6 protein-coding genes are annotated in these 12,986 nt (G+C 57.7%); 4 read left to right on the top strand and 2 right to left on the bottom strand.

Features of this window, described 5'->3' with window-relative positions; translation table 11 throughout:
* Positions 1-4 precede the first annotated feature (4 nt).
* Positions 5-682: an SGNH/GDSL hydrolase family protein gene (locus XARJCFBP2528_RS17160; RefSeq protein WP_016902303.1), complete on the bottom strand. Its 678-nt coding sequence runs from the start codon at positions 680-682 to the stop codon at positions 5-7.
* Entirely contained in the window at positions 682-1,953 is a 1,272-nt protein-coding gene (locus XARJCFBP2528_RS17165; protein ID WP_016902304.1) for a pyridoxal phosphate-dependent aminotransferase, read from the bottom strand. The genes XARJCFBP2528_RS17160 and XARJCFBP2528_RS17165 overlap by 1 nt, the downstream gene beginning before the upstream one ends.
* Positions 1,954-2,244: 291 nt before the next feature.
* Between XARJCFBP2528_RS17165 and XARJCFBP2528_RS17170 the strand changes: the two genes are divergently transcribed.
* The 4 genes from XARJCFBP2528_RS17170 to XARJCFBP2528_RS17180 form a co-directional block, all read left to right on the top strand.
* Positions 2,245-4,410, top strand: coding sequence for a type I secretion system permease/ATPase (locus XARJCFBP2528_RS17170; protein WP_026064273.1), 2,166 nt, complete (start codon positions 2,245-2,247; stop codon positions 4,408-4,410).
* Positions 4,407-5,828: an HlyD family type I secretion periplasmic adaptor subunit gene (locus XARJCFBP2528_RS17175; protein ID WP_016902306.1), complete on the top strand. Its 1,422-nt coding sequence runs from the start codon at positions 4,407-4,409 to the stop codon at positions 5,826-5,828. Before XARJCFBP2528_RS17170 ends, XARJCFBP2528_RS17175 begins: the two co-directional genes overlap by 4 nt.
* Positions 5,829-5,868: 40 nt before the next feature.
* Positions 5,869-6,360 carry a hypothetical protein gene (locus tag XARJCFBP2528_RS23575; RefSeq protein WP_144422650.1) on the top strand — a complete coding sequence of 164 codons (492 nt, stop codon included), beginning with the start codon at positions 5,869-5,871 and terminating at the stop codon, positions 6,358-6,360.
* A gap of 15 nt (positions 6,361-6,375) precedes the next feature.
* The coding region (locus XARJCFBP2528_RS17180) for a calcium-binding protein (RefSeq protein WP_155410733.1) at positions 6,376-12,986 on the top strand (6,611 nt) is incomplete at its 3' end.

Consider the following 12,986-nt stretch of genomic DNA (forward strand, 5'->3'; position numbering starts at 1 on the left):
CCTGCTAACGCGATTGGGGCTGCCCACGCGTGGCGTGGTCCATCCCGATCGCGTTGGCAGCCGCTATCGCATCGCGCGCCGCTGGCAGTGCCAGTGCGGTCCAGCGCGCATACATGGCGCCGGAGGGATGCAGGCCATCGTCGACCAGCATGTCGGCAGCGTCGCCGCCATCGCGGCTGGTGGCGGTGATGTCGACAAAGCGTACCGAGCGCGCGGCGCAGCGTTCGGCGGCCACGTTGTTGAAGGCATCGATCTGTGCGCCGATCAACGCCGCATCGCCGCCTTGCGCATGCGCAAACGGGGTCAGCCCCCAATCCGGAATCGACAGCACGAACACGCGTGCCGCAAGCCCGCCGGCGAACCCGATTGCACGCTGCAACAACGCATCGAACTGGCTGCGGTATTCGTCCAGCGAGCGTCCGCGGTATTGATTGTTGACGCCGATCAGCAGGCTCACCAGCTCGAACGGCCCCTGCGGCACAGCGGCATCGAGACCGGCCTGCAGCTCGTCGGTGGTCCAGCCGGTGGTGGCGATGATCTGCGGCGGCGCCACATTCCAGCCGTAGGCACGCAAACCTTCGACCAGTTGCGCCGGCCAGCGCTGCTCGGGGGCAACGCCTTCGCCGATGGTGTAGGAATCGCCGAGCGCCAGATAGCGCAGCGGCGTGCCGGCCGCCGCCATCAGGCCACGCTGCGCGACTTGAGCGGCACGACCTTGGTGACCGCCTCGGCGCGGCGTGCCAGGGCACGGTCGATGCGTGCGAACACATCGCGCATCACCGGCGCTTCCGGCATCAGCGTCACGCGGAAGTGGTGACGGTAGGGCACGTTGAAGCTGGAACCCGGCACCACCAGCACGCCTTCCTCGTTCATCAGGTCGAGCGCGAATTCATGGTCGTCGAAGTTGCGCGCGGCCGGGCCGACCACCGCCGGGAACGCATATAGCGCACCGGCCGGCGCCACCAGCGACAGGTGCTCGCTGGCCGCGCAGGCCTCGATCACCGCACGGCGGGTTTCGTACAGACGGCCGCCCGGCGCGCACAGCGCCGAGATGGTGTCCGGCCCGTTGACTGCCGCGTCGATGGCGTACTGGCCCGGCACGTTGGCGCATAGGCGCAGTGCGCCCAGCAGGTCCATCGCGTTGCGCAGGTCGTTGATGCGCGACTGCTCGCCCGACAGCAGCGCCCAGCCCACACGCCAGCCGCAGGCGCGGTGCACCTTGCTCAGGCCGCTGAAGGTGATGCACGGATGCGCACCAGCCAGTGGCGCCACCGGCACGAAGGCGGCGTCGTCGTAGAGCACCTGGTCGTAGATTTCATCGACCATCAGCAGCAGGTTGTGCTTGCTGGCGATGGCCACGATGCGCTCCAGCAGTTCGCGCGAATAGCTGGCACCGCTGGGATTGTTCGGATTGATCAGCACGATGGCGCGGGTGCGCGAAGACACCAGCGTCTCGATTTCCACCGGGTCCGGCTGGAAGCCGTTTTCCGGTGCGCAGCGGTAATACACCGGCCGGCCATCGTTGAGGATGGTGGCGGCCGACCACAGCGGATAGTCGGGCGAGGGCACCAGCACTTCGTCACCGGGATTGAGCAGCGCACGCAGCGACAGGTCGATCAGCTCGCTGACGCCGTTGCCGACGAAGATGCGGTCCGGATGCGCATCCGGGTGCTGGCGCCGCGCATACGCGGTGGCGATCGCCTCGCGCGCTTCCGGCAGGCCTTGCTGATGGGTGTACGGATCGGTGCGGCCCATGTCGTCGGCGATCGCGCGCTGCAGATGCTCGGGCGCACGGAACCCGAACGCGCCCGGATTACCGATATTGAGCTTGATCAGCTTGCGGCCCTGCGCCTCCAGCTCCCGCGCTCGTCGCGCCAGCTCGCCCCGGATTTCGTAGCGGACTTCGGACAGACGCTCGCGGATGGCGAGCGGCTTTTGCGGGGCAGTGGACATGCGACGGGCCGGTTGTAGGCGTGAGGCTTGGCATGGTAGCGGAAATATGACAGGCGGACATGCTTGCATCAGCAACGATGTCAAGCCGCTGGCGGGGCTTCAGCGTCCGATTGGAAAGGCGAGGTCGTGATCTCCGATGCACTCGATCGAGTGATGGCGTCTCAGCCTCGGAGACGCTTGATTGAGAAGATTGATTGAAGTCGAGGGGTTAGCTGATTGACAGCTTCTTAACATCTTCAGATTCTATTCCATCACTTGAGTCCGGCTTGGGCTCTACAGCAAGGAACGCGTATGTCAGGGGGAAGTGCGTCGCTCTCGTTAGTCGAGGGCGGCTCGTCGGTGCAAGGCCGACCGGATCTGGGGCTGCAGGGGTTGGTCCTGCTGGCGCAATTTCATGGCGTTGCCGCAGACGCGGTGCAACTGGCGCATGGGTTCGGACGAGGCGGCGAGCCGTTCGACGAAACCACGCTGCTGCTGGCAGCCAAGCAACTGGGGCTAAAAGCCAAAGTCGTTGCCCAGCCGGCCGCACGGATCGGCATGGCGGCGTTACCGGCCCTGGCCCTGGTGCCGGATGGCGACGCGTTTATCGTCGCCAAGGTCGGGGCGGACCAGATCCTGATCCACGATCTGGTCGAAAAGCGGCCACGCTCCATCTCGCCCGCCGAGTTCGAAGCACGTTACCAGGGGCGATTGCTGCAGGTGGCCTCGCGGGCTTCGGTGCTTGGCGACCTGGCCAAGTTCGACTTCAGCTGGTTCATTCCTGCGGTGGTGAAGTACCGCAAGTTGATGCTCGAGGTCTTTATCGTCTCGTTCTTCATCCAGCTGTTCGCGCTGATCACGCCACTGTTCTATCAAGTGGTGATGGACAAGGTGCTGGTGCACAACGGCCTGACCACGCTGGACGTGATCGCGATCGGGCTGGTCTCGATGGCGGTGTTCGACGTGCTGCTGTCCGGACTGCGTACCTACGTCTTCGCCCACACCACCAGCAAGATCGATGTGGAACTGGGTGCGCGCTTGTTCCGGCATGTGTTGTCGCTGCCGCTGACGTATTTCGAATCGCGGCGGGTGGGCGACACCATCGCGCGCGTCCGCGAGCTGGAGAACATCCGCAACTTCCTCACCGGACAGGCGCTGACCTCGGTGCTGGACCTGTTCTTTACGGTGGTCTTTCTGTCGGTGATGTTCTGGTACAGCGGTTGGCTGACCTTGATCGTGGTGCTGTCGCTGCCGTTGTACGCGACCATCTCGGGCCTGGTCACCCCGGTGCTGCGCAAACGCCTGAACGACAAGTTCGCGCGCGGCGCCGACAACCAATCCTTCCTGGTGGAGACAGTCAGCGGTATCGGCACGGTCAAGGCGATGGCGGTGGATCCGCGCGTGACCCGTACCTGGGACAACCAGCTGGCCGGCTATGTCAGCGCCGGTTTCAACGTCACCCGCATCGCCACCCTGGGACAACAGGGCGTGCAACTGGTGCAGAAGCTCACCGCCGTGGCGGTGCTGTTCTGGGGCGCAAAGCTGGTGATGGAAGGCAAGCTGTCGATTGGTCAATTGATCGCCTTCAACATGCTCTCGGGCCAGGTCACCGCGCCGATCATTCGGTTGGCTCAGTTGTGGCAGGACTTCCAGCAGGTCGGTATCTCGGTCGAGCGGCTGGGCGATATTCTCAATACGCGCACCGAGGTGCCGGGCAGTCGCCTGGCATTGCCGCCGATTCGCGGGCAGGTGACGTTCGAGCGTGTCACGTTCCGCTATCGGCCGGATGCGCCCGAGGTGCTCAACGGGATCGAGCTGGATGTCCGCCCAGGCGAAATCATCGGCATCGTCGGCCGTTCCGGGTCCGGCAAGAGCACGCTGACCAAGCTGGTGCAGCGGCTCTACACGCCCGAGCGCGGGCGGGTGCTGATCGATGGCCAGGACCTGGCGCTGGCCGATCCGGCCTGGTTGCGTCGTCAGCTGGGCGTGGTGCTGCAGGAAAACTTCCTGTTCAACCGCAGCGTGCGCGAGAACATCGCGTTGACCGATCCCGGCATGCCGCTGGAGCGGGTGATCCATGCGGCCAAGCTGGCAGGTGCCCACGACTTCATTCTGGAATTGCCGGAAGGCTACGACACCAAAGTCGGCGAGCACGGCACCGGTTTGTCCGGTGGGCAGCGGCAGCGCATTGCGATCGCGCGCGCACTGATCGGCGATCCGCGCATTCTGATTCTCGACGAGGCCACCAGCGCCCTGGATTACGAATCGGAACACGCGGTAATGAGCAATATGCGCGCGATCTGCAAGGGACGCACCGTGCTGATCATCGCGCACCGCCTTTCTACCGTGCGGCAGGCCAATCGCATCGTCGTGGTGGAGAAGGGACGCATCATCGAGAGCGGCTCGCATGCCGAGCTGGTCGACCGGCCGGAAGGCCAGTACGCACATCTGTACAGACTGCAACAGGGGACACCATGAAGCACCTGCTCCAGGGATGGCGCGATTTCTTTCTCCGCTATTTCAAGATTTTCAAATCGGCCTGGGCGGTGCGCCGCCAGCTCGACCCGCCCGCGCGCAGCGCCGACGAGCGCGCGTTCCTGCCCGCGCATCTTGAACTGACCGAAACGCCTGTCTCGCCCACCGCGCGCTGGACAATGCGTATCCTCATCGGTTTCTTCTGTGTCGCGCTGCTGTGGGCGTGCCTGGGCAAGCTCGATATCGTCGCCGTGGCACCGGGCAAGACCGTGGTTGATTCGCGGACCAAGGTGGTGCAGACCGCAGAAACCGCGGTGGTGCGCAGGATCCTGGTGCGCGACGGACAGGCGGTGAAAAAAGGCCAGCTGCTGGTCGAACTCGATGCCACCGCCACCGGCGCCGAGTTCGCCCAGGCCGGCGACGCACTGGTCAACGCACGGCTGGCCGCGCTTCGCCAGGCAGCGCTGGCGACCGCCATTGCGACCGCGCAGCCGCCGCAGCTCGGTCCCGCTCCGGATCTGCCCGCCGAGCGCGTGGCCAACGAGCAGCAATTGGTCAGCAGTCAATTCGACGCATTCCAGGCGCGCCGGCATAACCTGCAAGCCGGCATCGCCCAACGCCAGGCCGAGTTGCAGACCACTCAGGACGCGATCGAACCGCTGGCTGAATCCGCACGCATCTCCAAAGTGCGCGCAGAAGACTACGGCCGCCTGGTCGAAGGCAAGTACGTCGGCCGCCATGACTACCTGTTGCGCGAACAGGAACGCATCGCCGCAGAAAGCCAGCTTGCCACCCAGCGCAACCGCTTGCAGGAAATCCGCTCGGCGATCAGCGCGGCGCAGGAAGAGTTGCGCGTACTTGTCACCGACACACGCCAGCAGGCACTGGATGCCCTGCGCCAGGCAAGCGAGCAGGCCGGCCAGCTGACCCAGGACGTCGCCAAGACCGGCCGGCGCGACAAGCTGATGGCCCTGCACGCCCCCGTCGACGGCACCATCCAGCAGCTGGCCGTCCACACCGTAGGTGGTGTGGTCACGCCCGCACAGCCGTTACTGGTCGTAGTGCCGGCCGAAGAAGCACTGGAGGTTGAAGTCACCGTCCTCAACAAGGACATCGGTTTCATGCGCCCGGGCCAACCGGTCACCGTCAAGGTCGATAGCTTCCCCTATACCCGCTACGGCTATCTGACCGGCACGGTCGCCAGCGTCTCCCACGATGCTGCGCAGGACGAAAAGCTGGGCCTGGTATTCCCCGCACGCATCAAATTGAACGGCAGCACGCTGGAGATCGATGGGGTCAAGGTGCGGATGAGTGCTGGGATGAGCTTGAGTGCGGAAGTGAAGACGGGCAAGCGGCGAGTGATTGACTATCTGCTTAGTCCACTTCGTCATCACGGATCCGAGTCGTTAAGGGAACGGTGAGAGCCTAGGAATTCTATTGGAGTCTATGGAGATTAATAAATTGAATGCCTTAACTAAAAAAATGAGTGGATTTTTGCTGTTTGTTTTCTTCTTTCTCCCAATTCTAGTTGGCAAACTCTCTCTATTGTTAAAAATTCACGATTTGCAGTTTATTGATGGGTGGAAAAATTTCTATAAGGCTGCATGGGGTGATGCAGGCGGATATGACGTCACTGTCCTCTCTTCTCTGATTCTATCTCCCCTTGTTGTAATTTGGGTGCGTGCAGATTCAGATGTTAAAGAGATTGATAATAAATCAAAAGCATTTGCATTGGGCGTGTGCGGATTATTTATTGCTTCTATTTTATCAATAGTTTTGGTTTTAGCTCTCCCCGTAAGTTCAATTGAAAATCCAACTAAGGGAATAAGGCTTATTATACTTTTGGGGAAATCGCATTTTCTATTTGGTCTTGGTTACGGGATTATGGTCGCAGCTTGTGTCGTAATGGCTTACGGTTCTGTCGCCATACTGCGGCAGGTATTTAAAAAATAAAAAGGAATGATAGCGATGACTAGCCAAGAAGGTAGCAGCAACAGCAATAATGGCAGTGGTAATAATAATGGGGGGGGTGATTCAAAGCCAGCCGATCCTTTTGGATTTGAAGATGCCAATAAGCTAGGGAGTGCGTATCGGTCGGCCACTTTCGCCTTTGTAGCTCAATACGAGAAACAGTACGCGCAATCGCTTGCGGATGGGGCGGATGCTCAAGCTGCAATCAGGCAGGCACTAGTAGCTGGGCATAATAGACAGTCCCAAGTTTTTTTGGACTATGCTAGCGCGGCGGAATCAGTTAGTGATCCAAGATGGAAGGCTGCTTATTCAGAGGCTGCAGTTTCAGCTGCGCGTGAAGCGAGCGCTTTGGCTGGTGCTCAAGGACCAATGTCTGATGTGTTGAATGCATATTATTCAGAGTCAACTTCAAAATATGCATCTTTAATGAATGCGAGTCCCGCTCTGCGGTTTGCTGCAAAACATGGGGGGCCAGTGGGGGATTTGGTGGATATTGGCGCTGCCACTTTGTATGGTACACCTGGAGATGTGGCTAAAGCGGTTGTAGGTGCTGCAATGGGAGCAGCTGCAGGAACTATTGCGACCGGAGTCCTCGGATTCTTAGGAATCACTGGAGCTCCTGCTATAGCAGTCGTCGCCGCTGTAGCTATTGGTGTAGGAGTATTGGCTCCGGATTTTGTTCCTGACAGTGAATGGAATAAGTTGGGAGACTGGGGTAAAGAAGCAATCAAAGATGTGGCGGATTGGTTTGAGGACGCGTGGAGTGATACGGCTAAGTGGTGGGGCGACCGTTTTGATGAGTTAGGCGACTCACTAAGAGATATGTTCGATCGTGCAAGAAACTTTGTGCCACGCCGCGATCCTCTGGTTATCGACCTTGACGATGACGGAATCGAGACAGTAGAAGCGAACGGCTCAATCCTTTTTGATCATGATGGTGACGGTGTAAAAAGCGGAACTGGATGGATTAAGTCTGACGACGCATTTGTAGTTATGGATAGGAACGGAAATGGTAGGGTTGATGACGGATCCGAACTTTTCGGAGCGGATACCGATCTTTCGTCTGGAGTGAAGGCTTCCTCTGGGTTTTCTGCGCTTGCCGATCTAGACAGCAATAAGGATGGGTTTTTTAGTTCGGCTGATAGACACTTCGGTGATGTCCGTTTATGGCGCGATTTGAATCAGGACGGTATTTCGCAGTCTAATGAATTATTTACATTTGAAAGTTTGAATGTTTCTAGGATTTCATTGCGGCCGACTGTTACTGATGATTTGGATCTCGGTAACGGAAATGTAGTGGATAATCGGGGTGCTTACGAGCGTGTTGATGGGACTATAGGGCTCGCTGGCGATCTTCAGCTTGCTATGAATAATTTTTTTCGTGATTTTAGTGGGTCGCTGAATCCTATTGAAGTGACGAGTAAAGCTAGCTTGCTGCCAAACCTAAAGGGTAGCGGTGCCGTACGAGATTTAAAGGAAGCTGGGAGCTTATCTGTAGAGTTGTTGGCTTCTATACAAGCGATTTCACCTGGAGCATCTCGCGATTCGATGAGAACCTCGCTTGACACTATTCTCACCCAATGGGCGGCGACCTCCACAATGCAGAGCAGTGAAGAGATGCTTGAATCTGTCGGGGGCGCGCGCGAGCTGCTTTATCGCGGCGTTCTCCCAGCCGATGTCGCGGCCCAGAGTCCCGAAGCTATAAATGCTTGGATTAAGCAGCAGCATGCAGAGCTTGGTCCAATGATTGCCATCTTGGAAAAATTCAATGGCTCCAGTCTGATCAGCTATCGTTATGACCAAGCGTCGACCGGGGGAAGTTCCTATTCGTGGAGCGAGTTGTCCAAGTTGGACGGAACTAAGTTTTTTTCTATGAGTATTTTATTGCAGCCCGAGCAGATCGAAGCGCTCAGAGCTGCCTATGCCAGCTTAAAAGAGTCGGTGTATGCAGGCTTGGTGATGGAGACGCGTCTGAAAGGTTATTTGGACGGCGTTAGCATTAATCTCGTGGATGGTGAATTCAAGTTCGATGTCCTTGGATTGACAGCCAAGCTTTCGGATAAGTGGCAAGAAAGTAAGAGCGAGGCTCTGCAAGACGCTATCGATTTGTATCGCTACGGCGGAGGCTTTCTTGCCGACACAGGCTGGAACGGTGTTGATGCTCTTCGGGCAATGATCGATCAAGCCAAAGTTTCGCCAGAAGGACTTGCTGCACTGGTAAGCTCGGATATTAACCTCGTGTCTGGAGTGGCGCAGCTGGGGTCACGCGATGACATCATCTGGGGAAGCGCTGGCGGCGATGATTTGCGAGGAGGACTTGGGGACGACCTCCTTGTCGGTGAGCGTGGCAACGATTCGCTTTACGGCGAGGCCGGAAGCGATAAGTTGTCTGGCGGAGATGGCAATGATGTGCTATCCGGTGGGGAAGGCAATGACTCGCTGGATGGGGGGGGCGGAAACGACACGCTGTACGGTGGTGCCGGTACGGACCGTCTTGACGGTGGTGCAGGTGACGACTATCTGAGCGGGGATGCTGGTAGTGACGTTTACCTGTTCGGCCGAGGTTCTGGTAGGGATACCGTCTCCAACTATCACTCTACCGGCGAGGAGGATCTGATTCTGATTGCAGACGATTTGTCCGCAGCTGATATCAAGGTTTCCCGTTACAGTGACGATCTGATCATTGAGATAGCTGGGACTAACGACCGCTTGGCTGTATCGAACTATTTTTATAACGATGGAAATGGTCCTTACTCGGTAAAAGAGATTCGATTCGCCGACGCTACAATCTGGGACGTTGCAAAGCTCAGAGAGATGGTGCAAATCGCAGGTGACGGAAGTGATCAATTGACCGGCTACCAAGGCAGCGACAGCCTTTTTGGTGGGCGCGGTGATGACACCATCAACGGACAAGGTGGTGACGATCTGCTTGAGGGTGGTGAGGGGGGCGATAGCCTGTCTGGTGAGGCTGGCAATGATCGCCTATTCGGTGGTACGCAGAACGATACGCTCTATGGCGGTGAGGGTAACGACCAGCTCGATGGCGGAGCGAACAATGACACGCTTTATGGTGGCAGTGGCAATGACCGCCTAGAGGGCGGCGTCGGCAATGACTACTTGAGCGGGGACGCAGGAAGCGACATCTACTTGTTTGGTCGCGCTTCCGGACAGGACACGATCAGCAACTACAACTATGACGGTGGTTCCACTGATGTGTTGGAGTTGGCTGCGGATGTTGCCGTGTCAGATGTGACGATTTGGCGCTATAGCGATGACTTGGTGCTGACGATCAATGGGACGGATGCTCGCGTTACTGTCAGTAGCTACTTCTACAACGATGCTAACGGTCCATATGCGCTCAATCAGGTGCGTTTTGCTGATGGGACAGTTTGGGATGCTGCACAGATCAAGTCGTTGGTGCAGGCCTCGACGTCCGGGAATGATCAGCTGACCGGCTACCAAGGCAACGATAGCCTTTCAGGTGGACGTGGGGATGACACTATCTATGGCCAAGCCGGAGACGACCTGCTTCAGGGTGGCGAGGGTGGTGATAGCCTGTCAGGCGACGCGGGTAATGATCTGCTGTTCGGTGGCGCGCAGAACGACATGCTCTCCGGTGGCGAGGGCGACGATCAGCTGGATGGCGGGACAAACAATGACACGCTCTATGGTGGCGGCGGCAATGACCGACTGGATGGCGGTACCGGCAACGACTACCTGAGCGGGGATGCAGGAAGCGACATCTACGTGTTTGGTCGTAATTCTGGCCAAGACACGATAAGCAACTATACCTATGACAGTGGTTCCACTGACGTGTTGGAGTTGGCTGCGGATGTCGCCGTCTCAGATGTGACGATCTGGCGCTATAGCGATGACTTGGTGCTGGCGATCAAGGGCACGGATGCTCGCGTGACGGTAAGCAGCCACTTCTACAACAATGCCAATGGGCCGTACGCGCTCACTCAGGTGCGTTTTGCTGACGGAACGGTTTGGGATGCTGCACAGATCAAGTCATTGGTGCAGACCTCGACGGCCGGGAATGATCAGCTGACCGGCTATGAAGGCAATGACAGTCTTTCCGGTGGACGTGGCGATGACACCATCAGTGGACAAGGCGGAGACGATCTGCTTGATGGCAGCGAAGGTGCTGACAACCTTTCCGGGGAAGCGGGCAACGATCAATTGTTTGGTGGTACACAAAACGACACGCTTTATGGTGGTGAGGGCGATGATCGACTTGACGGAGGAGCAAATAACGACACGCTATACGGGGGTGGCGGTAATGATCGCTTGGATGGCGGTAGCGGAAATGACTATTTAAGCGGAGACGTCGGAAGCGATACCTATGTCTTTGGCCGAACCTCCGGTCAGGACACGATCTTCAACTATATCTACGACAATATGTCGACTGACGTACTGGAGCTGGCTGCCGGCGTTGCCGTCTCAGACGTGACGGCATGGCGTTCTAGTGATGATCTTGTGCTGGCGATCAAGGGAACGGATGCGCGCGTTACGGTGAGCAGTCACTTCTACAACGACGCCAATGGTCCGTATACTCTCAATCAGATACGTTTTGCCGATGGAACGATCTGGGATGCTGCACAGATCAAGTCACTGGTGCAGGCTTCTACGGCCGGGAATGATCAGCTGACCGGCTATGAACGCAATGACAGTCTTTATGGTGGGCGTGGTGACGATAGCATCAACGGACGAGGCGGAGACGACCTACTTGACGGTGGTGAGGGTGCCGACAATCTATTCGGTGAGGCGGGTGACGATCGACTGTTCGGTGGCGCACAGGGAGATACGCTCTACGGCGGCGAAGGCGATGATCAGCTGGATGGTGGAGCGAACAACGACATCCTGTATGGCGGTGGAGGCAATGATCGTCTTGAGGGTGGTTCCGGCAATGACTATCTGAGCGGCGATGCCGGGAGCGACACCTATGTATTCGGCCGTTCCTCAGGCCAAGACACGGTCAGCAACTATAGCTATGAAACTACGTCTACTGACGTGATTGAGCTAGCTTCGGATGTTGCTGTGGAAGATGTGACCATCTGGCGCTACAGCAATGATCTCGTACTGGCTATCAAAGGAACTGATGCGCAGATTCGGGTTGGAAGTCATTTTTACAATGATGGTAGAGAGTTGTATGCGATCAACCAGGTGCGTTTTGCCGATGGAACGGTGTGGGATGCCACACAGATCAGATCGTTGGTACAAGCCTCTACAGCAGGGGATGATCAGCTAATCGGTTACCAGGGCAGTGATAGCCTTTCTGGGGGGCGTGGCGATGACACCCTCAACGGCCAAGGTGGAGACGATCTACTCGATGGCGGTGAGGGCTCGGATAGCCTGTATGGTGAAGCCGGCAATGACTTGCTGCTCGGTGGTGCCCAAAACGATAAGCTGTACGGTGGAGAAGGCAATGACCGTCTAGATGGCGGCGCCGGCAATGACTACCTGAGCGGAGACGTCGGAGGTGACACCTATGTGTTTGGTCGCACCTCTGGGCAGGACACTATTAGCAACTACAGCTATGACAGTGGCTCCACTGACGTGCTGGAGCTGGCTGCGGATGTTGCTATGGCTGACCTTATGGTTTGGCGTTATAGCAACGACCTGATAATGGCAATTAAGGGGACAAATGCGCAGATCACAGTGGGTAGCTATTTCTATGAATCTGGAAGCACTTCCTACACAGTCGGAAAGATCAATTTTGCTGATGGAACTTCTTGGGCCTATGCGGACGTACTTAATTTAGTAATGCAGCAACCAGCTACGCAGAGCTACATTTATGGCACGGCCGAATCAGATATCCTCCAGGGTACGTCGTCGCTTGATAATGTATATGGGTACGGCGGAGACGATGTGCTGGATGGTGGGGCTGGCAATGATACGCTCGACGGCGGCTATGGCAACGACGTGTATCGTTTTGGTCGTGACTCCGGCAACGATATCATCACAAATAACGATTGGGCCGCTGGTAAGCACGATGCGATCGTCATGGGTGAAGGCATCTCGACCGGAGACGTTTCGGTAGCGCGGGATGGCGATAGCTTGGTGTTGAGCATCAAGGGCACCTCGGACAGTGTCCGGGTCAACAGCTACTTCTATGCTGATGCGACTTACGGCTATCAGGTAGAAGAGGTCCGCTTTGCCGACGGCACAACTTGGGATATCGCCGCAATCAAGGCGCTGGTTCAGGTGGCAACGGACGGCAACGATGCACTGACCGGCTATGCCACTGCCGATGTGCTCAACGGTGGTCTGGGTGATGACACCTTGTCAGGCTATGGAGGAGACGATGTTCTCCAGGGTGGGATCGGTGCCGATACGCTCTACGGCAATGAGGGTAATGACACGCTCGATGGCGGTGATCAGAACGATCGCCTTTACGGCGGCAATGGGAACGACCTTCTGCTCGGTGGCGTCGGCACTGATAGTTTATCTGGCGAGAATGGCGACGACCTTTTAGACGGTGGTGCAGGCAACGATACCCTTGACGGTGGCTTCGGCAACGACGTCTACATCTTCGGACGTGGCTCTGGTAACGATCTCATCGTCAACTACGATTGGACCGCAGGCAAACGCGATGCGATCCTCAT

Source organism: Xanthomonas arboricola pv. juglandis (assembly GCF_001013475.1).
Lineage (GTDB): Bacteria > Pseudomonadota > Gammaproteobacteria > Xanthomonadales > Xanthomonadaceae > Xanthomonas > Xanthomonas arboricola.

Excerpts from the sequence above, each read along its gene's own strand:
- XARJCFBP2528_RS17175 (WP_016902306.1), top strand. The coding sequence starts at position 4,407 with ATGAAGCACCTGCTCCAGGGATGGCGCGATTTCTTTCTCCGCTATTTC.
- XARJCFBP2528_RS17165 (WP_016902304.1), bottom strand. The coding sequence starts at position 1,953 with ATGTCCACTGCCCCGCAAAAGCCGCTCGCCATCCGCGAGCGTCTGTCC.
- XARJCFBP2528_RS17170 (WP_026064273.1), top strand. The coding sequence starts at position 2,245 with ATGTCAGGGGGAAGTGCGTCGCTCTCGTTAGTCGAGGGCGGCTCGTCG.
- XARJCFBP2528_RS17160 (WP_016902303.1), bottom strand. The coding sequence starts at position 682 with ATGGCGGCGGCCGGCACGCCGCTGCGCTATCTGGCGCTCGGCGATTCC.